Source organism: Streptococcus sp. HMSC064D12 (assembly GCF_001837205.1).
Lineage (GTDB): Bacteria > Bacillota > Bacilli > Lactobacillales > Streptococcaceae > Streptococcus > Streptococcus salivarius_D.
Window position 1 is genome coordinate 74,316 of sequence record NZ_KV831751.1, and the last position, 23,314, is coordinate 97,629.

General features: G+C 41.4%; 22 protein-coding genes. All 22 read right to left on the reverse strand.

Annotated features, from left to right (window positions below; translation table 11 throughout):
* Positions 1-8: 8 nt before the first annotated feature.
* Positions 9-863, reverse strand: coding sequence for a cysteine ABC transporter substrate-binding protein (locus tag HMPREF2697_RS06540; protein ID WP_070850057.1), 855 nt, complete (start codon positions 861-863; stop codon positions 9-11).
* A gap of 42 nt (positions 864-905) precedes the next feature.
* Positions 906-1,664, reverse strand: a complete 759-nt coding sequence (locus HMPREF2697_RS06545) for an amino acid ABC transporter ATP-binding protein (RefSeq protein ID WP_013991043.1) — start codon at positions 1,662-1,664, stop codon at positions 906-908.
* Between the two features lies 1 nt (position 1,665).
* A complete protein-coding gene (locus HMPREF2697_RS06550) occupies positions 1,666-2,343 on the reverse strand; it encodes an amino acid ABC transporter permease (protein WP_002891585.1) in 678 nt (225 codons plus the stop codon).
* Complete coding sequence (locus HMPREF2697_RS06555; RefSeq protein ID WP_002891586.1) at positions 2,303-2,983, reverse strand: amino acid ABC transporter permease; 681 nt, start codon at positions 2,981-2,983, stop codon at positions 2,303-2,305. Before HMPREF2697_RS06555 ends, HMPREF2697_RS06550 begins: the two co-directional genes overlap by 41 nt.
* A 437-nt stretch (positions 2,984-3,420) precedes the next feature.
* Positions 3,421-4,467 carry a D-alanine--D-alanine ligase gene (locus HMPREF2697_RS06560; RefSeq protein WP_070850060.1) on the reverse strand — a complete coding sequence of 349 codons (1,047 nt, stop codon included), beginning with the start codon at positions 4,465-4,467 and terminating at the stop codon, positions 3,421-3,423.
* Between the two features lie 138 nt (positions 4,468-4,605).
* Positions 4,606-4,809 (reverse strand): copper chaperone CopZ, encoded by a 204-nt coding sequence (copZ, locus tag HMPREF2697_RS06565; RefSeq protein ID WP_002891592.1) that lies wholly within the window; start codon positions 4,807-4,809, stop codon positions 4,606-4,608.
* 73 nt (positions 4,810-4,882) lie between these two features.
* Complete coding sequence (locus HMPREF2697_RS06570) at positions 4,883-7,111, reverse strand: heavy metal translocating P-type ATPase (RefSeq protein ID WP_070850062.1); 2,229 nt, start codon at positions 7,109-7,111, stop codon at positions 4,883-4,885.
* Positions 7,112-7,114: 3 nt separating this feature from the next.
* The gene (locus HMPREF2697_RS06575; RefSeq protein ID WP_004183215.1) at positions 7,115-7,546 is read right to left on the reverse strand and encodes a CopY/TcrY family copper transport repressor; all 432 of its coding nucleotides are present in this window, start codon (positions 7,544-7,546) and stop codon (positions 7,115-7,117) included.
* Positions 7,547-7,713: 167 nt separating this feature from the next.
* A complete protein-coding gene (locus HMPREF2697_RS06580) occupies positions 7,714-8,844 on the reverse strand; it encodes an MFS transporter (RefSeq protein WP_224119006.1) in 1,131 nt (376 codons plus the stop codon).
* A 774-nt stretch (positions 8,845-9,618) separates the two neighbouring features.
* Positions 9,619-10,401, reverse strand: a complete 783-nt coding sequence (gene trpA, locus HMPREF2697_RS06590) for a tryptophan synthase subunit alpha (protein ID WP_004183217.1) — start codon at positions 10,399-10,401, stop codon at positions 9,619-9,621.
* A 3-nt stretch (positions 10,402-10,404) separates the two neighbouring features.
* A complete protein-coding gene (gene trpB, locus HMPREF2697_RS06595) occupies positions 10,405-11,619 on the reverse strand; it encodes a tryptophan synthase subunit beta (RefSeq protein ID WP_004183219.1) in 1,215 nt (404 codons plus the stop codon).
* On the reverse strand, positions 11,616-12,197 hold the full coding sequence (locus tag HMPREF2697_RS06600) for a phosphoribosylanthranilate isomerase (protein WP_004183220.1): 582 nt from the start codon (positions 12,195-12,197) through the stop codon (positions 11,616-11,618). Before HMPREF2697_RS06600 ends, trpB begins: the two co-directional genes overlap by 4 nt.
* Positions 12,184-12,951 carry an indole-3-glycerol phosphate synthase TrpC gene (gene trpC, locus HMPREF2697_RS06605; RefSeq protein WP_049528363.1) on the reverse strand — a complete coding sequence of 256 codons (768 nt, stop codon included), beginning with the start codon at positions 12,949-12,951 and terminating at the stop codon, positions 12,184-12,186. The genes HMPREF2697_RS06600 and trpC overlap by 14 nt, the downstream gene beginning before the upstream one ends.
* The gene (trpD, locus tag HMPREF2697_RS06610) at positions 12,948-13,952 is read right to left on the reverse strand and encodes an anthranilate phosphoribosyltransferase (RefSeq protein WP_070850064.1); all 1,005 of its coding nucleotides are present in this window, start codon (positions 13,950-13,952) and stop codon (positions 12,948-12,950) included. Before trpD ends, trpC begins: the two co-directional genes overlap by 4 nt.
* A gap of 90 nt (positions 13,953-14,042) precedes the next feature.
* Complete coding sequence (locus tag HMPREF2697_RS06615) at positions 14,043-14,609, reverse strand: aminodeoxychorismate/anthranilate synthase component II (protein ID WP_013991050.1); 567 nt, start codon at positions 14,607-14,609, stop codon at positions 14,043-14,045.
* Positions 14,606-15,961 carry an anthranilate synthase component I gene (gene trpE / locus HMPREF2697_RS06620; RefSeq protein ID WP_004183226.1) on the reverse strand — a complete coding sequence of 452 codons (1,356 nt, stop codon included), beginning with the start codon at positions 15,959-15,961 and terminating at the stop codon, positions 14,606-14,608. The genes HMPREF2697_RS06615 and trpE overlap by 4 nt, the downstream gene beginning before the upstream one ends.
* 79 nt (positions 15,962-16,040) lie before the next feature.
* Positions 16,041-16,319, reverse strand: coding sequence for a chorismate mutase (locus HMPREF2697_RS06625; RefSeq protein WP_070850170.1), 279 nt, complete (start codon positions 16,317-16,319; stop codon positions 16,041-16,043).
* A 489-nt stretch (positions 16,320-16,808) separates the two neighbouring features.
* The gene (locus tag HMPREF2697_RS06630; protein ID WP_014632717.1) at positions 16,809-17,471 is read right to left on the reverse strand and encodes an ABC transporter ATP-binding protein; all 663 of its coding nucleotides are present in this window, start codon (positions 17,469-17,471) and stop codon (positions 16,809-16,811) included.
* Between the two features lies 1 nt (position 17,472).
* On the reverse strand, positions 17,473-19,500 hold the full coding sequence (locus tag HMPREF2697_RS06635; protein WP_070850066.1) for a DUF1430 domain-containing protein: 2,028 nt from the start codon (positions 19,498-19,500) through the stop codon (positions 17,473-17,475).
* Positions 19,501-19,629: 129 nt separating this feature from the next.
* A complete protein-coding gene (locus tag HMPREF2697_RS06640; RefSeq protein ID WP_004183233.1) occupies positions 19,630-19,926 on the reverse strand; it encodes a lactococcin 972 family bacteriocin in 297 nt (98 codons plus the stop codon).
* A gap of 319 nt (positions 19,927-20,245) precedes the next feature.
* A complete protein-coding gene (locus HMPREF2697_RS06645; protein ID WP_014632713.1) occupies positions 20,246-20,596 on the reverse strand; it encodes a PBECR3 domain-containing polyvalent protein in 351 nt (116 codons plus the stop codon).
* 93 nt (positions 20,597-20,689) lie between these two features.
* Complete coding sequence (locus HMPREF2697_RS06650; protein WP_070850172.1) at positions 20,690-23,038, reverse strand: cation-translocating P-type ATPase; 2,349 nt, start codon at positions 23,036-23,038, stop codon at positions 20,690-20,692.
* Positions 23,039-23,314 lie beyond the last annotated feature (276 nt).

Sequence of the window (23,314 nt, forward strand, 5' to 3'; positions counted from 1 at the left end):
AACTAGTCTTATTTCACTTCGCCACCTTCAACCACGAGGTCATCAGCTTTAGCTGCATCACCGTAAGTTGGACGAAGTGTTTTTTCATAATCTTTGTGGAAGAAATTCTCTTTACCAAGTTTCTTAATGTCTTTATTGATAAAATCAAGGAGTTCTTTGTTACCTTTTTGAACGGCTGGGGCAATGGTATCTGGGTTACCAAGTGATGTGATTCCTACTTCATAACCTTTATTTTCTAGAGCCCAAGCAAGAACTTCTGTATTATCAGTTGAGAAGGCATCGCCACGACCATCAAGGAGGGCTTGGTAAGCATCGCTATATTGGTCATACTTTTGCAATTTGATATTTGGGTAGTTCTTTTCAAAGTAAGTTTCAGCAGTTGTTCCCTTAGTAACAATCAAAGTCTTACCTTCAAGTTCTTTAACGTCCTTAATGACCTTGTCTTTAGGTGACACCACACCGATTGAGACTTTCATGTAAGGAAGGGCGAAGTCCACTTGTTTCTTACGTTCATCAGTTACTGTAAAGTTAGCAAGGGTAATATCTACCTTGTTTGAAATCAAGAATTCTGCACGGTTGGCCGCATCTACTGAGACGTATTTAGGTTTAACACCCAAATCTTTGGCCAAACGGTTCCCAAGTTCAATATCGTAACCTTGGTAAGCACCCTTGTTATCTACATAACCGAAAGGTTTCTTGTCCGCAAAGACGGCGATACGGAGTTCACCACTCTTCTTAATTTCTTCGATGGTACGTGCTTTGGCTGTTGATTTACCAGAGCTATTGTTACTTGAGCAAGCAGTCACTGCCACCAAAGCAAAGACGAGGGCTAATAGGACAAAAATTTTCTTTGTTAATTTCATAAATATCTCCTAAAATATTATATTTTTACTAAAAACAATGGGTTACAAATAGGCACCAAACTGACTGAAATCAAAGACATTGAGGAACTCTTGAGCTCGCTGTGTCTTTGGTTGATTGAAGAATTCTTCAGCAGTACCTTCCTCAGCGATGACTCCCTTATCCATAAAGATAATACGGTCAGCGATGGCACGCGCAAACTGAAGCTCATGGGTCACAATCAACATGGTACGCCCTTCTTGAGCGAGGTCGTTAATCAATTCCAAAACCTCACGAACCATCTCAGGGTCAAGCGAAGCCGTCACCTCGTCAAAGAGGATAACCTCTGGATGCATAAGCAGGGAGCGGACAATGGCCACACGTTGCTTTTGACCACCTGACAGTTGTCGTGCGAAGCTATGCTTCTTGTCCAGAAGTCCCACACGATCCAAAAGTTTCTCAGCCTCCGCAATGACTTCTTCCTTGTTACGACCTTGAGCTTTGACCGGCCCCAAAATCAGATTTTGCAGGATGTCCAAATGTGGAAAGAGGTCATAACTTTGAAAGACCATTCCGATTTTCTGACGAATCAAGTGGAAATCCTTCTTACTGCCAGTGATAGACTTGCCATCCAGGAGAATGTCGCCTCCTTGAATCGTCTCCAAGCCATTGATGCAACGTAGCAAGGTCGATTTCCCACAACCTGAGGAACCCAGGATAACAACGACTTCACCTTGTTTAACATCCAAGGAGATACCTTTGAGAATCTCATTGTCCCCAAAGGACTTTTTCAAATCCTTGATTTGTAAAATGCTTTCTGTCATCTTAATTCCTCCAACGATTTTCAAGATAAGTAGACAGCTTAGATACTGGGTAACAAATGGCAAAATAAAGAATCAAAATCGTGCCATAAATCCAGAAAGAAGCTGTTGGAATAGTCAGGCGGTTACTGTCGATAATCTGCTGACCAACCTTGGTCACCTCTACTACGCCAATCAAAACCACCAAGGATGTGGTCTTAATCATACGTGTCACCAGGTTAATAGCCTGAGGCAACAAGCGACGCAAGACTTGTGGGATAATCACATAGGTATAGAGTTGGCCATTGGTTAGACCAAGGGCCCTTCCACTCTCAAACTGGTGTCTAGGTAGTGACGTGATTGACCCACGCACCAAATCACCCATCTCAGCCGTTCCCCAAAGGGTAAAGACGATAATAGCCGATAGCTCACCTGAGATATTGATGTTAAAATTCCTAGCCAGACCAAAATAAACAATGAAGAGCAAGACTAACTGGGGCATGATACGAATAAATTCCAGATAAATACGTGACAAAAAACGTACAATCTTAGATTTCGAAGTCATGACAATTCCAAAAAGGGTTCCTAGTAAAAGGGACAGAAGCACCGAAACGATGGAAATTCCAATAGTTACGCCTAAACCTTGTAAGATACGTAGGAAATTATTCCCCTGAAGAAGAACCTGAAAGCCCGAATCCTGCATAGCGTAACCTCCTTTCAATCCAACTAAAGACTAGAGAAATCGGTAGCAACATCAAGAGATAAGCCACCACCAACATACCTAGAGCCACATCGGTTTCGTAGTAAAGACCAATCAAATCCTTAGCCACATACATCAAATCCGCCAAGGCTACCGCTGAGAATACTGACGTTTCCTTGATAAGGAAAATGACGTTAGCACTAAATGATGGCAACGCCACAGCTACTGCCTGAGGAAGGACCACATAGCGAAAGACTTGGAATGGCGTCAAACCAATAGACAAGCCCACTTCATGTTGGGTCTGACTAACAGCCTCTAGACCACTTCGGAAGGACTCCGCCATATAGGAACCACCCAAGAAAATCAAACCTACCACAGCACAAGCCTCTGAGGATAGAACCAAACCTATACGAGGCAAGCCAAAGTAGAGAAAGAAGAGCTGAATCAAGAGCGGCGTATTACGAGATAGCTCAATATAAGCCGTCGAAAGCTGACTCAAAACAGGCACTCGGTAATGACGAATAACACTCACCACCAATCCCAAAAGGAAGGAACCAAGAATCCCCAGAACAGCGATATGTAAGGTTAAAAAGAATGCCTTCTGATAAAAGGGCAAATACTGTTGAACAATGGACCAGTCCAAAACTTACCTCCTCATTTAAGATACAAAGTGCGCAGAAAATTCCGTAAGGCAAATAGGAAACTGACGACGTGTGCGGGCACACTAGGAAGTTTATCTTTTGTCCTAGGAATTTAGCCTGTGTTCAATTTCACAAGATACAAAGGGCGCAGAAAATTCCGTAAGCATTCACTGCCATCTACTTCTAGCCCTTTGACCATCTCACGTCTCTGACGAGATTTGCGACAGGCAAATCTTCATCAAACACGAATGAATTGCTCTATTTCATTTGAAACGTTAGATTTATTCTACCACCTGTTAGATTATTTGGATAATATGTATTTTTTATCAGCGTGATAAAGAAAAGATATAAATAAAATCTAGATTTCTGTAAAGAAAAAAACACCTCAGTCTCAGAGATTTCTCCGAGACTAAGATGTCTGTCTTCTAAATCATAGTGCTTAAATCAAATGGCTTTCACGTTTTTCGAACATTTCTTGTCCCAAGGCTACCAATTCCTTGATAAGGTCTGAGTATGAAAGTCCCATATTTTCCCAAAGTAGGGGGTACATTGACCATTGAGTGAAACCTGGCATGGTATTGAGCTCGTTAAGGTAGATGGCTCCATCCTCTGTCAGGAAGAAATCACAGCGAGCAAGACCACAACCACCAAGAGCACGGAAGGCCTTAGCTGCATAGGCACGCATTTGCGTCATGACTTCTGCAGGCACATGAGCTGGGATGTCCATGGTAATCTTATTGTCAATGTATTTAGCTTGGTAATCATAGAAAGCCACGTCTTTGACCACTTCACCTGGATCTGTCGTTTTGACAGTTGTATTTCCAAGGATACCAACCTCGATTTCTCGGGCAACCACACCTTGCTCAATCAAGATACGGCTATCATATTTGAGAGCCAGATCAATCGCTGCACGAAGCTCCGCTTCGTTTTCAGCTTTCGAAATCCCAACAGATGACCCCATGTTAGCAGGTTTTACGAAAACTGGGAAGGTCAATTTTTCAAGCGTCTCTGCTACTGCTACTTCCAAATCTTCACCCTCGATGTAGACTGTGTAGGCAACCTGAGGGACACCTGCAACTTCAAGAATATGCTTGGTCATAATCTTGTCCATAGCCACACTTGATGACAAGACATTAGTACCCACGTATGGCAACTTGAGGGTTTCGAGGAAACCTTGGATAGATCCATCCTCACCCATAGGTCCATGGAGCACAGGGAATACCACAGCGCCTTCCTCATAAATATCGCTTGGTTTGATAGCCTGACTAGCCACAACTGTGTCATTAGTCATGAGCTTCTCATCATCACTTGGTGTTTCTGTAAATTCTTGTGTTTTGATGAAATCACCAGACTGAGTGATAAAGTAGGTTTTAACCTCAAATGCGCTGTAATCCACCGCACGCATAACACTCTCAGCTGAGAGCACAGACACTTCACGTTCTGCTGAACGTCCACCGTAGAGAAGGATAAGGGTTTGTTTAGACATAGGTATACCGTTTTCTTTTCTTGATTTTCTAGTCTCAGTTTTGAGAACATAATTACCTTAATCATATCACAAAAGGAAGGGATTTTCAAAAAGATTATAGGCAGAAAAAAACAGCCTAATAGCTGTTTCATTCCTGTCTTAAATTTCGTCACCAAGTTCAAACTTAGTACCTTTAAGGGCACGTTTGAGAGACCATTTCCAAGGTTTCCCTTCGATAGTAACTTGTTTGTTTTCGAGGTCAACTTGAACCTTGTCTACACCTTTGACAGCGGAGAGTTTTTCAGTAACGGTGTTAACACAGCCTTGGCATTTCATTCCTGTGATGTTATATGTTTTTGTCATTTTTCTTTCTTCCTTTTCTTTAATTATTTTTTAGTACACAGCTTAAGTCGCAGAGGTCACAATCAATCAATGCTTAGACTTTGCGACGTTTGAGGCGCAGAGCATTAAGGACGACCGAAACAGAGCTAAAGCTCATGGCAAGTCCTGCTATCATTGGGTCAAGAAGGGGACCTCCAAAGAGGTGGAGGACACCCATAGCTACTGGGATAGACAAGATATTGTAGATAAAGGCCCAAAAGAGGTTCTCTTTTATCGTTGTGATAGTCGCCTGACTAATTTTCAGAGCCTTAACGACATCCATGAGGTTGGGTTTCATAAGGACCATATCAGCACTTTCCATAGCAATATCTGTCCCTGATCCCATGGCAATACCGATATCAGCAGTCGCAAGGGCTGGGGCATCATTGATACCATCACCAACCATGATGACTGATTTTCCTTCTGCCTGAAGGTCGCTAATCACCCTAGATTTCTCTTGCGGAAGCACTTGACTAATAACACGTTTGATGCCAACCTTTTGAGCGATAGCTTGAGCTGTTTGGTCATTATCCCCAGTCAACATGATGACTTCCTTGCCCATTTGATGAAGAGACGCCACCATATCTGCACTATCTGATTTAACCTGATCGGCTACACCAAAGAGTCCGATTAACTTACCATCTTCAGCCAGGAAAATAGGAGTTTGACCATCGGCCGTCAAGTGTTGGAAATCAGCTTGTGCTGAAGTCAAGTCGACTTTTTCCTCTGTCATAAGGGTTTGATTTCCAGCTAGATAAGTCTTGCCTGCATAGCTGGCAGTAAGACCTCGCCCAGTCAAACTTGAAAAATTGTCCATCTCTAACAAGTCCAAGTTAGTATTTTCTGCTGCCACAAGAATTGCTTGACCTAAGGGGTGTTCAGACTTAGCTTCCAAGGATGCCAAAAGCTGTAAGGTTGCCCCACTATTGCCATAGGTATAGCTAGAAACCAACTGAGGTTTACCCTGAGTAATAGTTCCTGTCTTGTCAAAAACGAGGACATCAGCCTTGTGAGCTAGTTCAAGCACATCCCCACGCTTATAGAGAATACCGTGTTCGGCACCAAGGCCTGTACCAACCATGATAGCTGTCGGTGTCGCAAGACCCAAAGCACATGGACAAGCAATAACCAAGACACTAACTGCTACTGTCATAGCGAAGGTAAAGGTTTGTCCCATGACAAAGTACCAAAAGAGACCTGAAACAAGTGCGATAGCCATGACAACAGGAACAAAGACCGCTGACACTTGATCGGCAATTTTGGCAATCGGTGCCTTGGTTTGTTGGGCATCCTCAACCAATTTGATGATTTGGGAAAGCAAGGTGTCCTTACCAATCTTTTCAGCTTCATAAATCAAGCTACCCTGACCATTAATAGAACCTGCAAAAACTGGTTTACCAGCTGATTTTTCAATAGGGAGTGACTCACCTGTAAGCATACTCTCATCAATAGCAGAGCTACCAGAAATCACTCGACCATCCACGGCTATCTTTTCCCCAGGTTTGACCACAATATGGTCACCAAGAACAACCTTATCCACAGGAAGCTTGACTTCCTTACCATCACGAAGGACAGTTGCTTCCTTGGCTGACAAGTGCATAAGTTTCTTAATAGCTTCTGAAGTTCGACCCTTAGAGAGGGTTTCAAAGTACTTCCCTAGAGTAATCAGGGTCAAGATAACAGCCACTGACTCAAAATAAAGTTGGTGGGCGTGATGGGCATGCCCCAATGAAATGTGGTAAGTACCATAGAGACTATAAAGAAAGGCTGCCGACGTTGCCAAGGCTACCAAGGCATCCATGTTAGGATGACCCTTGGCCAAGGTACGAAAACCATTACTATAGAAAGAACGGCCTAACCACATGACGGGCACTGTCAAAACTAGCAACACCAAGGCATAAGTCAAAGCTGCATGATGAGGAGACAAGAAGTTTGGCACAGGTAGACCGACCATTGGCCCCATAGCTAGATAAAAGAGAGGAATGGTGAAGACCGATGACCAAATGAGGCGCTCACGCACCTTGTGAATCTTGTCTTCTTCACGTTCTTCCTGACTTTTAGCTGTATCTGGGTTGTAGACTTCAGCCGCATAACCAGCGTCAGCTACAGCCTTTTCAATAGTTTCTGGACTAACCTTATCCCCAGCATAATCTACAGACATTTTTTCGGTGGTTAGGTTAACCACAGCCTTGTCCACACCATCCAACTTATTAACAGCATTTTCAACGTTGGCTACACAGGATGCACAGGTCATCCCATTAACCACAAAGGTTTCTTTTGCCATTTCCTATATCACCTCCATATGATGCCCACAAGCACATTGGCCAGGCACACAGTCACAAACCACCTGATCCACAGGTTCTTTTGCTAAAAGCAAGGCCTGTAACTTGTCCACATCAGCTTGTGTCATCGGCGTCTTCTCGATGAGTTGACCCAACAAGTCGCTGTGTTTGGTCAAACAAATCTTGTCAAAAACTGCCTCTAAAGCTTGAAAATTCGCTTCATCCTCACCCAAGCTGGCTTGATAGATAAACCCTCGTCCTTGACGCTGACTAGTTAGGTAACCCTTGTCCGCCAAACGCCCAAGCAAGGTCTTAACTGTCGAAGCCGACCAGTCTAGCTTCTTAGCTAGAATCGCTATAATCTCTGAAGAAGTCGCTTGCCCCTTAGCCCAGAGCACTCGCATGACTTCCCATTCCGCAGATGAAATTGTCAGCATGATAGCTCCTTTCTGAATGTTGTTATTTGTTTACGTTTGTAGATTTATTTTAACGCTATCGTGAAAACGTGTCAAGGGTTTTGTTTACATTTGTAGATTTATTTTTTAAAAAATTTCCAAGACCACTTCAAGGACCTTGGAACGCTTTCATTATCTTAGGCAAAAAATTATGACTTTAGATTTTTCTGATACAGTTTAGTCATAAGCATTATTCCCAAGACGAGTATAATGACTGGAAGACTGTATCCCAAATAAATCGTAGTGACCTGCAGACCTCTCTTGATAAGCATACCACTGACAAATACAACAATCCCTGTCAAAACCTGATTCAAGACTTCAATTTTCAAATAAAGATTGTTGAGCTGTAGGGGATTCAACTTCTCTTGTAGGTAAACATTTTGCGAGATTCCAGATATCGTTTGGCCAACTGCTAAAAAGATATAGCTAAGCAAAACAGTCGGTAGGTTAGGTACGAATGGAAAGACGACAACGTAACCCAAATAGACAAGAGAGCCTAACAAGTAAACGGTCATAGGGGAGTATTTAGTGAGACTTTTGAAAGATAGAATTGAACTCGTTGCTAGAAAGACAATGGCTAAGAAGGACAGAGAGAAAGAATAGGCCTGACTAGAAATACCGACATCTTTGGTCAGGAAGATAACCTCATATGCATCATATAAGACACCCACTGACTGTAAGAGTATAGTCATCATAACCATCTTAAGGACGATACTCTGCCTTCCAAAAATAGGACTACCTTGACTGGAAGAAACCTCCTCTTCTGATTCATTCTCACGGTCAAAAATAATCGGTCCCAGTTTAAACAATAAGAGGGTTGCTAGTAGCGTTAGCACACTGTAGACCAAAAATAAGCTTCCTAAATCAAGGCTACCCCAGAGACCAACTATCATAGGTGCTAAGAAATAGGAAGCTGACCCAATCATGGTATAGGTACTGTTAAATTTTTGTAAGTTGACTTTTTTAACAAGCACAGGCACCGCTGAGGACAACAAACTGTTAAAGTAGGTTGTCAACACTTCAGTCAGAACCACCAAAGCAAATACAAAAACACTGCCCATGGCAAGATAGATCAAAGCCAGACAGACTGCCTTAAGCAATTCAATACCAATCAAAACATATTTTTTATTTGCGATTTTTCCTACAAATTGATGTCCCACATTGGCAAGAATCCCTCCTAAGAATTTGGCAATCCATAGCCCTAAGACATAGTCCACCGAGATTTTAGAGAAGATAATGCTCAGTGCTATCGCATAACCGTACTCGATAATCAGCGACAAAAACCTATTAAGGAAAATAATTCTGGAATTGTTGGTAAACATTAATGATTTCTAAACCTTTTCTTTTTCATTGTCCTTATTGTAACACTGAGCATACTAGCCTTCAATAGTTCAACGCATTAAAAAAGCACCTCCTAAGAGGTGTCACACTTTACTAAGATAAAATTGAGTTAACAAGGCTACGTCCAAAATCCCTACCTTCACCATACAAAAATGTAAACATGTTAGGGTAAATAATAGCCAAGCAAATTATCATAAAGAGTATTGCCAGAGCTTTCTTGTGTGATACAAAGAATGACAAGATATGATAAATCATGTTCAAAGATGCCTTTTCTTCCTTTTTTTTAACTCTAAATAAGCTATAAAATCATTCTATAGTTTTCGAAAAGAAAAAAATAGTGACATCTATGTCACTAAAAAACCTTATTCATTTGATACAAGATATACGAAAGCTGATTACGAGATTTAACCCTCAGCTCAAGCCCTTGTAGAGATACAAGGCACCAACTAAAAGGAAAATCAGTGCATAGTGATTCTCTCCCCGACAGAAAAAGAGTAAGGCTCCTATTAAGAAACAGACCCCTAGTATTACCCTCAATGATACTTTCATTTGTCTACCTTCTTTCTATAAGTAAGACGAAAATAAAAACAAGAGATACATTTAATTCGCTACAATCCACCCATATTATAAGCTTGATAACTAAGAAAATCAAATCGTCCCCAAAGAATGATTTTGAGGAAAAAATACTCCCCATTTCTGGAGAGTATCATCTACTATTTTTCAAAATGTGAACCGAATGTAACAAATTCAGCGACTTCTTTTTCCTTACCGTCGTGGAGGTCACGGACAATTTTTGATCCCACGATAACACCGTCTGACACAGCATTAAAGCGTTTGATGTCTTCCTCTGTTGATACACCGAAACCTGTGAGAACTGGAATGTCAGCATGAGCAGTCAAGTTAGCCAAGTGTTTATCAAGGTCATCACGGTAATTACCAGTCTTACCAGTAACGCCATTAATGGCAACGGCGTAGATAAAGCCTTCTGCACCATCAATCAACTGTTTCTGACGGTCAATACCTGTAGTCAAGCTTACTAAAGGCACGAGAGCAATATCACTGTCTTTCAAATAAGGGGTAATAAAGTCAGCATGTTCGTCTGGCAAATCAGGAATAATGAGCCCCTTGACAGATGTATCTGCCAGGTCCTTAACAAAGGCTTCAATACCATATTGATAAACTGGGTTGATGTAGGTCATGATAACCAAAGGTACCTGTGTTTTTTGTTCTTGAAGCTTCTTGATAATAGCTGTCAAAGTCACATCTTTAGCCAAACTACGTTGTCCTGCTAGTTCAATAACAGGACCATCGGCCACAGGGTCTGACCATGGAATACCCACCTCAATAGCTGAGACACCACTATTTTCCAAGAGAGCGATAGTCTCAAAGAGTCCGTCTAGACCTTTAGCGTGGTCACCAGCCATGATATAAGGTACGAAAATACCGCGTTTACTGTCTTTGATAGCTTGTAGGTGTTTTGTTAGTGTTTTTGTCATGGTTTATTTCCCTTCTGCTTCAGCTTCAGCTTCGAAACGTTCTTTAACCTGCATAACGTCCTTGTCCCCACGACCTGAGAGGCAGACGATGAGGCTTTGGTCTGGCGACATCTTAGCTGCCACTTTTTGCGCAAGTGCAATGGCATGGCTAGACTCAAGAGCTGGGATAATACCTTCCAAACGTGACAGAAGTTTGAAGCCTTCAAGAGCTTCTTCGTCTGTGATAGAGTCGTAAGTCGCACGGCCAATTTCGTTGAAATAACAGTGCTCAGGACCAACCCCTGGGTAGTCCAGACCAGCTGAGATAGAGAAGGCTTCCATGATTTGACCATGAGCATCTTGGAGGACATCCATAAGCGCTCCGTGAAGGATACCTGGACGGCCTTTGGCAAAGGTTGCGGCATGTTTTTCAGTATCAAGCCCCAAACCAGAAGCCTCAGCACCATACATGGCTACTGACTTATCATTAACAAATGGGTAGAACATACCGATAGCATTTGAACCACCACCGATACAAGCCATTACAGCATCTGGCAATTTACCACCTGAAATCTCAGCGTATTGGCGTTTGGCTTCACGACCGATGACAGATTGGAAGTCACGAACAATTTCTGGGAATGGTGCAGGACCAAGGGCAGATCCCATGATGTAGTGCGTATCCTCGATACCTGCAACCCAAGCACGAAGGGCTGCATTTACGGCATCCTTAAGCACTCGCGAACCATCTGTTACGCTAAATACCTTGGCACCAAGCAATTCCATACGGAAAACGTTAAGCGCCTGACGTTTAACATCTTCTTCACCCATATAGATTGTACAATCCATGTCGAAAAGGGCTGCGGCTGTCGCTGTTGCAACACCGTGTTGACCTGCACCTGTTTCGGCGATGATTTTCTTCTTGCCCATACGTTTGGCAAGCAAGACTTGACCAAGGGCATTGTTAATCTTGTGGGCACCTGTATGGTTAAGATCCTCACGTTTAAGATAAATTTGCGCTCCACCGATATGGTCAGTCAAACGTTTGGCGTGGTAAAGAGGTGTCTCACGGCCCACATAGTTTTTGAGGAGATCATCCAATTCCGCTTGGAAACTTGGATCCTCCTTGGCTTCACGATAGGCCTTGTCCAATTCAATAACAGCTGTCATCAGCGTTTCTGGAACGAACTGACCACCGAATTTTCCGTAAAATCCTTTTGCATCAGGTTGTTGATATGTCATGCTTTCACTCTTTCTATAAATGCTTTAATCTTATCTAAATCTTTGGAACCATCTGTCTCGACACCTGAGGACACATCTAAGGCATAGGGGTGGAAAATCTCCTTGACCTCTGCCACATTGTCCACAGTTAAGCCACCAGCGATGAAATAATCCTGCTCAATCTGCTTATCAGCCAAGAGTTGCCAGTCAAAGGTCTGACCACTACCAGCAATGGGAGCATCAAAGAGAAGATAATCCGCCTGGCTCTTGACTTGAGAATCGCTATCTGAAATCTGAATAGCTCGAATAACTGGTACTGAAATCTTTGGAATCAGAACTTCATCAAAACTTCCATGAATCTGAACGATATCTAAAGGAACCTGACCAATCGCTTCTTCCAGTTCCTCAAGACTTGGTGAAACAAAGACACCGACGACTTTTGTTTGGGCTGTCACCCCTTTAGCCAGCTGGTGAGCTTGCTCAAGACTCACTTGGCGCTTACTCTTGGTGAACACAAAGCCAATGTAGTCAGCACCTGCTTCAACTGCAGTTGCTACCGCTTCTGGTGTCGACAGTCCACAAATTTTAACCTTTGTCAATTTGCAACTCCTTGACCTTTTCAGCCACATTGTCAGCCGTCATAAGGGCAGTTCCTACTAGAATCCCATTAAAATATGGGGCAACTAAGGCAGCATCCTGACCTGTAAAAATAGCCGACTCAGAAATATAAACAGGCTTGTCCTTGAAATGCGTTGATAACTCAAGACTGGTATTGATGTCTGTCTCAAAAGTAACCAAATTACGGTTGTTAACACCGATAATCTCAGCACCAATACGATGAGCCACTTCCAATTCTGGCAGATTATGCGTTTCAACCAAGACTTCCAAGCCAAGGCTTGTCGCAAAATCGTAGAGCTCCTTGAGTCGAGCCTCTGGCAAGGCCGCTACAATCAAGAGAATGACTGTCGCACCCACATTACGACTACGCACAATCTGTTTCTCATCAATAATGAAGTCCTTAGCCAAGGTTGGAATAGCCACCTGTGACGAAATTTCTTTCAAATAGGAAATATCACCCTTGAAGAAAACCTCATCTGTCAAAACAGAAATCATGGCTGCACCATTTTCTTCATAGGTCTTGGCCTGAGCCACAATATCCACATCTAGGTTAATATCACCCATACTTGGACTAGCTTTTTTCACTTCAGAAATAATTTGCAGCTTGTTTTGATTTGACTTGAGAAAATCATAAAGACGATAGGTCTGACGCAAGGGCTGCAAGTCTTCCATGACCAATTGGGCCACTTCTTTTTCTTTTTGTTCTAAGATTGTTGGGAGAAAGGCTTTACTCATACTTGTACCTCTTGGAGTTGGCGAAGTTTCTCTAGGGCTGAGCCGTCCGCAATCAATTGACGAGCAAGCTCTACACCCTCCTTAATAGTCTCAACCTTACCATTGGCAAAGAAGCCGAGACCTGCATTAAGCACTGTTGTTTCAAGGTAAGGACTAGCTTCATTTTTCAAGACACTAAGGAGAATCTCTGCATTTTCCTTGGCATCGCCACCTGTGATGTCAGACAACTCAACCTTTTCCATACCCAAATCTTCATAAGTGAAAGTGTGTTGGCTGATGTGACCATCTTCCAAAAGGGTGTAGGTGTTAGTGCCATAGAGGGCAGCTTCGTCCATATTGTCAGGACCTGTGATAATAACCGCACGTTTACGTCCCAACTGTTGAATAGCATTAGCAACAATTTCTTGTAATTCCACACGATAGAGCCCCATGAGTTGTGTCTCTAGATCAAGCGGATTAGCCAGTGGCCCAACCAAGTTCATAATCGTTGGAATCCCAAGAGCTCGGCGGGCTGGACCGATAAAACGCATAGCTGGGTGCATGGTTTGGGCAAAGATAAAGGCCAAACCAACCTCGTCAAGTGCTTTAGATAGGGTTTCTGGTGATGCTGCAACGTTGATTCCAAGGGCTTCAAGGACGTCAGCCGAACCAGATTTAGAGGAAATCGAACGGTTACCAGCCTTGGCCATACGAATACCACCTGCTGCTAGGACAAAGCAAACAGTTGTCGAAATGTTAAAGCTATAAGACTGGTCACCACCAGTTCCACAGTTACACATAGCATCTGTGAAAGTCTCAGGCAAGACAGTCGCATGTGATTTGAGGGCACGCACGATACCTGTGATTTCATCTGCTGTTTCCCCCTTAGTCTTAAGCCCCATAAGGAAGGCAGCAATTTGGCTTTCTGAGACTTCATTTTTGAGAATGCGGTTAAAGACTGCTTGGACTTGGTCTTGAGACAAGTCTTGGCGGCTTGAGATTTGTAGGAATATTTCTTTCATCTCTGTTTTCCTTTTAAAAACTGTTCAATATTTTCTGATGCACGAGAAGAGGTTTTGAGCGTAGACAAATCTAGTCCAAAAACTGTCCAACTAGCCTGCAACGATTTTTACGAAATTTTCAACCATCTTAAGCCCGTCTGGACTTCCAATGCTTTCTGGGTGATATTGCAAACCGTAAATAGGTAGCTCCTTATGTTGAATGGCCATGATTTCTTGATCATCAGTTGTGATAGCTGTCACATCAAAGCCCTCTGGCATTTGGTCAACAACGATGGAATGGTAACGCATGATTGGGACATCATTGTCGATATCCTTGAAAATAGGCGATGGCGTTTCAAAAGTGATGTTACTTTGTTTTCCATGCATGACATTTTTAGCCAAGCCGAGCTTACCGCCAAAAGTTTCCGCAATAGCCTGATGCCCCAAGCAAATTCCCATCATCGGTTTTTTACCAGCGAAATCCTTAATCAAGGCTTCCATTTTACCCGCATCAGCTGGCCAACCTGGACCTGGTGAAAAGACTAACCCGTCAGCTTTTTCCGCCTCTTCATAGAGGGTCTCATCATCATTACGCAAGACCTTTACCTCTGTAAATGTCCCTAGGTATTGTGCCAAATTATAGGTAAAAGAGTCATAGTTATCAACTAATAAAATCATTGGGCATCTCCTATTCTTGTCATAGCTTTCGCCTTGTTAATCGTTTCGTAAAATTCATTTTCAGGAACACTGTCGTAAACAACACCTGCACCTGCTTGAACATAGGCTTTTTGATTTTTGAGAATCATGGTACGGATAGCAATGGCAAAGTCCATATCTCCTGTCGCAGACAGATAACCAATAGCTCCCGCATAAATACCACGTTTTTCCTGCTCAAGCTCATAGATACGACGCATGGCACGAATCTTAGGTGCTCCTGATACGGTTCCAGCTGGTAGGGTTGATTTTAGCGCATCCAATGCTGTCAATTCAGGCAAGAGTTGTCCCTTAACCACACTGGTAAGGTGCATCACATAGCGGAAATACTCAACCTCCATATACTTGGTCACCTTGACCGTACCATTTTTAGCAATCTTACCAATATCATTACGTCCCAAGTCAACCAACATACGGTGTTCCGCAGTTTCTTTGACATCATGTGAGAGTTCATCTGCCAAAGCCGCGTCTTCCGCCTCATTGGCACCACGAGGGCGAGTTCCAGCAATCGGATTGGTTACCACCTCTCCATTCTTCACTGAAACCAAACTCTCTGGGCTCGCACCAATCACCTGATAATCTCCAAAATCGTAGAAATAAAGATAGTTTGATGGGTTGGTCACACGCAAGTTACGGTAGTAATCTAAAGGATCTCCCTCAAAGTCCGCTGAAAAGCGTTGGCTAAGCACACATTGGAACATATCTCCCTCACGAATGAGTTTCTTGGCCTTAGCCACCATATCCATGAAGACTTCTTTTTCGATATGATTTGAAAATTGCAAGGCTTGCAAGGCTTGAGGCGTAAACTCGTTTGGCGCCTGAGTCTGGAGGTTGGTTACCACCTGACCAAGAGCTTGACGCACCGCATCGTTGTCACGATCAGAGTAGATATTGTCCTCAACCACATAAACCTTTTCCTTCTTGTGGTCAAAAATCAAATAAGACTCATAGATGAAGAAATGCATATCAGGTGTCCCAATCGTGTCTTCAGGAATCTCACCAATATTTTCATAGAGACCAATCATGTCATAGCCTGCAAACCCGATAGCACCACCTGCGAAAGGTAGGTCAGACTTGATGCCCTTGACTGTTACTTGGTCCAAGTATTCGAAAGGATCTTGATCAATCGCCTTACCATTTTCATAAAGAACACCATCCTTGAAGGTTACTTCAAAGACCGGATTGTAGGCAACAATAGAAAAACGTGCATTTTCCTTCTCACGAGGAATAGATTCAAGGATAACCTTGTGTTCCCCTTGAACACGCATATAAGCCAAGATTGGTGTTAAGGTATCGGCTGGTAAAATTTTTCTCATAATATTTCCTTTCAAACTGGTTTATCGAGAGTAATAAGACTGATGCAAGGCTCCTTTTATAGGATGTATTGGCACCATATTATTCTTTGTTCACTTTCTCTTCCAAAGCAATAAATGCTTGAATCATGCTTCTCCAAACACTTTCAGCCACATCTGGCGATAAGCCAAGCTCTAGTGCCTCCTTACGACGGTTTGCTATCACTTGGGCAACACGATCACTAGCCTGGACAGCAACCTTGTCTCCCTTGGGTTTAAGCCGTCCTGCCTTTTCCACAAGTATTTGACGTTGGGCCAGTAGTCGAAGCAACTGTCTATCAATATTATCAATATCAATTCTAATATCGCTTAATGCATCCATAAATACCCAACCTTTCATTGAATAATGAAATAATACTTCTTTAAAGATAAAAGTAAACAAAAAACCTCACAGAGAAAAACTCTGTGAGGGCATTAAATCTAGTTTAACACGGTACCACCTCAGTTAATGGTCTCCAAAAAAACGACCATCATCTCTATCTCCTCTAACAAGGAGTTGCACGGTAAGGGGTGCCAACCGAGAAGAATATGTATTACCTTCTCATTATCATCCAATCAGCCCAATGTTCGCTCATCTCGATTACCTACTCACAATCACCGCAGGCTCCCTGAAAATCTAAGACCAGTTACTTTCTGATTTACTAACTATTGTACTCCTTTTTAGAGGGATGTCAAGAATTTTCTGTTAATTTTGACAATTTCAACGACCCAACTGACTTTATTTCTTACATTATATGGTATTTGCATCTCCTCAGGATATCTTATGAGAATAAGTCAAAATACCTCTTAAACTAGGTTCTCGATATTAAAACTAACTAATATCGTCGTTAGAGTTGTTATATCGAATCTTATTTAATCGAATTACTTGATCTGCTTGTTCCCAAATACCTGGATTATGGGTAGCAATAATAATGATACGATTTGGATTTTTTAGTGATCGAATTAAGTCCATAATTTCTTGAGCATTATCAGGATCCAAAGAAGCTGTTGGCTCATCAGCTAGTATGATAGGAGGATTTTTCAAAAAAAGTTTAGCCAGAGCAACACGCTGTGCTTCTCCGCCAGATAATTCGTATATTTTTTGATTAAGATTTAAATGTTCCAGATGAACATCTTTCATCACTTTTTCTTTGCATTCTTGAATATCATTCTTTCTGAGTTTCTTTCCTACCAACCCCAAATCCAGGTTGTAACTTATACTATCATTTTCAATAAGCCCAAAGTTTTGGAACAAATAACCCAAATAATCACGATAATAGACTTGAGATTTAATCTCTTTCAAGTCTGTATCATCATAAGTGACAGAACCACTATCATAAGTCTCTAGTTTTGCCAGAATATTTAAAAGAGTCGTTTTCCCAGAGCCACTTTCTCCGATAAGCGCATATATCTTTCCTTTATCAAAAGATAAATTTAAATCATCAAAAATAACTCGCTTACCAAAATATTTGCTTAGTTTCTTAATTGCAATCATATTACTTTCCTTTCAAAACACTGACTGAAGTTCTACTCTCAGTAAGCGTCTGTTTGTATAAAATGGTAAACATGTTGATAATAAACAAGGAAACTATAAGTAAACTCATAATCAAATGATGAATCAAGAAAATCAAAAACACAAGTGCAACACCTAAAACACAGATTTGTGAAAAAAGATAGTTAAAATGAACTTCTTCAAACCTCATACCAGATAATCGCTTGATAAAGATTTCTTTTCTAAATTGCTCAAAGTAAAGAAGGTTCATACTGTCAAATAAAAGTATAGAGGTCAATAAACCTAATAAAACACCAATTAATAGAAAAGCAAGGCGACTACGACTCTCTGAAAGAATCTTATAGTAGCTATTACGATTATTAGTCAAATAAGAAACCCATTGATAAACACCACCTTGTTTAAGTAAATCAATGCTATCCTTATAGCCCGTCATGTGTAATCCCGAACCTACTTCTGTTCCCCAAAATAACTGACTACTTGGTGTATCTCCCATTGCTTCAGGGGTAGTCACAACAATAATAGGATCATTAAGGAATTGCATAGGTATGTCACTATCTGTATTGTACAAAAAACGCTTTTTCTTATCTTTTACGAATTCGGTAAAGACCGATACCTTAAATAAGTGATGACTATGAGGATTTAGACTACGACTTGAGAAACCTGACATATATTCTGAATATATACTCTCTAACTCTTTCCTACTATTCTTCAACTTCTCTGGAATTATTAATCCAAATTCGCCACGCTTAAGTTTTTTCATTTGTGCTAAAAATTCATCGGAGACACCAACATTTTGCTTTTCCAAGTAATTAGGTGAAACATAAATGGTATTCCCATTAGGCACATAGTCTGTTATTTTAACCCCATTAGCTATATTTGATACTAAGAACTGACGTAAATTTGTTTTTACAAATAGCCCTTTATCGTCCTTTAGAGTACGATTTGCGAAGTCATACCAAGACTTATTCTGCTTTTCTTCTTCCTTACCTTGTGTAAAGGCAGAGCTATAACTATAAGATAGCTGGTAGTAATTTCTATTTATAGACCACTCTTCTTTAGCACTATTTAATTGCACAAAATCTTGATAACTGTTCAACAACGTACCTACAGTAATACCAACAACTACAATTGCAACGAATTGTCCTAAGAACATCACTCCTAGAAGTCTTCTTAAGGGGAGGCGCCCTCTCATAACTTCAACTAAAGAAGTTGCTTTTAACCCTAGTAGATATATTAAACTTAACCCAAGAGAAATAAAACATAGCGCAAAAAAATATAAAGTTACTCCTGTAAAATAAAGTAATATAGGCAAAGATTGCAAAATCCGAAAATGCCACAAACCTACTCCCCCAATAAGAATAGATAAACAATATGCAACCAATAACTGCCTAGAATCAACGATAAATGATGATAACATTACTTTCATCATGCTTTGCCCCGAAACAAGCTTGATTCCCGCATCCCTTAAATCCTTTATTCGGTAAATCAACACTAGTGAAGCAAAGGTCAACAGAAATAATGCGAAACTAATAAGTGAAACCTCATTCAATAATATTGTTAAAAGTAAAGACAGTATTGAATAAGAAGAAAAATCAACCGCATTATAGCCAAGCTGACTGAATGTCGAGATAAGTTCTGCTCCCTTTAAATCACCTGAGACAATTAGATAGTTACTAACTATATCACTGCCTTCAGCACTCTCCTGAGAAGCCCTTTTTAAATTAGAAGGTGGAGAAACGTGTCCGTAAAACTGATAACGAAAATCTATTTCACCCTTTTCATTTGGTTGAACAATCCGTCTAGCAATTAAGCTATTATGCTCATTAGCTAAATTAGTTAAAGCATCTGTTACTTCCTTGCGATTAGATACCTTATGATCAGTCAAAGCCTGACCAGTCACATCTACAGCATTATAACTCGAAAAAGATATTTGCTGATTTTGTTGAACAATCATTGTGACTAAGTAGCAAGAAAACAGGATAGTCGAGATGAATATAAAAACACGTTTCATACAAACCTCCTAAACGGAACAATTATATATCTTTGTATTGAAATAAAGTTTACGGTCGAAAATGGAACCATTACAAGGAAACAAAAACTAGGTTGACATATTACATTCAACCTAGTCACCGTTACTTAATTAATTATAGTTATAGTAAAAGGCAGCCTGCTCGCCAAAAGACGTTTTAATAAAAGCATACGAAGTCTGACCGGCATAAGCATAGGCCTTACTAGATTTAGAGGTCCAACGACTAACTACAGTTGAACTATGATATTTCGAACCATGATAGTAATTCGAAAAAGCACCACCGTTAGAAGCCCCGTAAGTCCAAACACCACCACCTGGATACTGCGTAGCTGCAGCAACTCCAGACAAAGTCCCAAAAGAAGTCACAGCAAGAGCCAAAACCATTAACGATTTCATATTTTTTCTCATAAGTATTCTCCTTAAAGTAATTGCGATGAAGGAAATAAAATGACATAAACTATGCATAACATTTCTAAACCTTCATAAATCAACTGTTACATTAAGTAAGCGCTTACTTTTAAAGTTATTATATACAGTTTTTTTTATTTTTGTCAATACACTTTTTGTATTTTTGTAAGAATTGATACCTTTGCTACGCAAAAAAGCCCCCAAAGGGACTTCTCGGTTTGATAAACAACGGCAGGGTGACAGTCCTGCATCTCTTTCAGACCCGAAGGTGCGGCGGCTGCCTCTTCCGCCCTCGTTGTTATTTCTTACTTATATTATATCACATTTTCTTAGCTCTACCAGCATTTAGATAATTTTTCAGCTTAGAATCTTTAATCACAAACATGGTACGGACATTAAGTTTATCACATAATCTGACCGCTACCAGAACATTACCATCAATACGTTTGATATATTCCAAGGACTGACCATTAGGATGGCGACCGATATAGTCCGGATGAGCAATAATCTCTGGAATACGCTCATAGGTGGCATCAAAATCACTGAATTCCTGGCGATGTTTTTCCATATGCTTCTTACGTTGTGCAGACAGCGTGATTTCTTCACCAGGCTTGTAGTCCAAATCAAAAGCTTTAATGACTTTTGACGTCAAGTGCCCTACTGTTTTCATGCCTCTATTGTACCATACCTCATACACATCAAGGCCGTTCCTACTGTTGAGGTATCAAAAAACTCAAGCCTGTTACCAAGCTCGAGTTTTGACTTATGCTTTTTGGAAAGCACCTTGTTTGTAGCTAATCCAGAAGAAAAGCGGTGTACAGATAGCCATTGCTATCAGATAGATTGGCAAGGTGTAGCTATTAAGTGTCGAAATTTCAATCACATCTCGAAGATAGTAAGAGCTAATTAAGAAACCAAAGACTGAGTAAATAATCAAGGCCACACGTCCCTTATTCAAGGGGATACAAGCACGAATAACGGCAAGGACACCCGTTGATCCCATCATATAGTAGGAAAGCGTCAGCATGTCCGTATTGCTCATGCCAAGATAGACCTGAGATAGATGGAAAATAAGAACACTGATAACCAGCATCAAGGCATTAGGAATAGATAACTGGAGCGAACGTCTGAGGAAATGTTTCTCAACAGGTCGAATATTACGTTCGAAGGTCAAAATAAATGGTGGAAGACCCTCGATAAATTGCCCCGCTAAAGTCATCTGAACCTGAATGAATGGGAAGACCAAGAGGTACTCTGCCTTTCCAAAAACAATACTGGCAATACAGATAAGTCCCAAAAGGAAGGAATAGACCGTTTTGATGAGGAAAATAGGTGCAATGTGGGCAATATTATTAACCACACGACGTCCCTCAAATAGAATTTCAGGAATATCCTTAAACTCAGAATCCATAAGCACCAAGTTGGCAATCTGACGTGTAGCGGGATCCCCTTCAGCCATAACAATCGAACAGTCCGCTTCACGTAGTGCCAAGATATCGTTGACACCATCACCAGTCATAGCTGTGGTATGCCCATTGGCATTAAGCGTTTGGATTAACAACTTCTTCTGATGCGGAGATACGCGACCAAAGATTGCCGTATCTTCAGCCAAAGCCTCCAACTCCTCATCACTGACCTTAGAACAGTCAATATAACTTTGATAATCTGCAAAACCAGCCTGGTGGGCAATATGAGAAACCGTCACAGGATTGTCACCAGAAATAATCTTAAGCGTCACATCTTCTGAACGTAGGTATTCCAAAGTTTCTGCAGCATCCTCACGAATAGGATCGGCAATTTCAAGTAAGGTCAAGCCTTCAACATCATTCGGCAAACTCATGGTCTCTGTATCAACCGCTGACTGACTCCATGCCAAAATCAAAACACGAGAACCACGAGCCTGAGCCTGATCGACTGCTTTTGGATTTTCCTTAAGAAGCATCTCAGGTGCTCCCAAAAAGAGAGTTCCTACCCCGTCAATGCTCATAGCACCCCATTTACGATCACTTGAAAATGGAATAATATCCCCTACCTGATAGTGATGCTCCAGACCTTCATAGGCATTCCGAATCGCCTGAGCCGTTGCATTGTTATCCTTGCTATGCTGCATGTAAGCCGCAAGCAAGCGCTCCAACTCCTCTTTAGTGAAACGCTCTGACAGTAGTTTCAGACCCTTAACGGTCATCTTTCCTTGCGTAATTGTCCCTGTCTTATCTAAACAAAGCACATCGACACGCGCCAAGGTTTCGACAGAGTACATCTCCTGCACCAGGATATGTTTCATTCCAAGCTTAATAACGGCCGTCAAAAGAGAGGTAATTGTCAAAAGGGCAATCCCCTTAGGCAACATTCCCAAAAGGGCTGTCGAACTGGTAACTACCGATTCTTGAAGAGAGAGCTGTTTAATCAAGTAAGCCTCAAAAAAGAGTGCAAGCCCAAACGGTATCACAATCTTGCCCGTAAACTTAGCAATCTTATCCATATTATAGAGGATGCGTGACACAATTGGCTTATGCGTCTTGGCCTCTAGCATGAGCTTATTGGCATAATTGTCCTCGGCTACGTTAATAACCTTAGCATAAACCTGACCACTCACAAGGTAAGAACCCGAGAGCAACTCCTTCCCATCCTTCTTGAGAATAAGGTCACTCTCACCCGTCAGCATAGCCTCATTGAGCTCAGCCATCCCATCAACAACCACGGCATCACTAGGCACCTGTTCACCCGCAGACAAGAGCATGATATCATCCAAGACAATATCCTGAGGATCAATAGAAGTCACCTCGCCATCACGCACCACACGGATCTGATCCTTATTCATGAGATTGAGCTTATCAATCATGCGACGGGCACGCAACTCTGTCATCATCCCCGTAAAGGCATTAAGCACAATGATTCCGAAGAAAAAAAGATTCGACCAAGCCTGAACAGCAATCAAGGCCACAAAAATAGCAAAATTGAGCATATTAAAGGAGTTAAAGACATTACGTCTAAAAATCTCCCAGTTGCTGGAGCCAGTTTTTGCTTTAAAATGATTTGTTTTACCGGCATCTATCCGCCGCTTGACCTCCACCTGCGTCAAGCCTTGTAACTGTTTTTCCATAACTTTCATAGTAGCATAAAAATGAGGTGTTTTCAAAGGTTAGCCGTCATGGAAAGCCAAGAAATGGACCTATTATATCGAACCACTCTCCCGACTATTTCACTCAACCTAAACTACTTTCAAATAGCAAAGGCAAGAGTCCCTACAAAACACTTCTATGCTATCTTATTCTCTAATTAAACCTACTTTGATAGATTAAATTAAACAACCACTGAAGATTGATTAATGGTTTTGGTTGAGCATCAATCACAGGTTGAACGGTCTCTCTAATTTCTTTTTTGACTT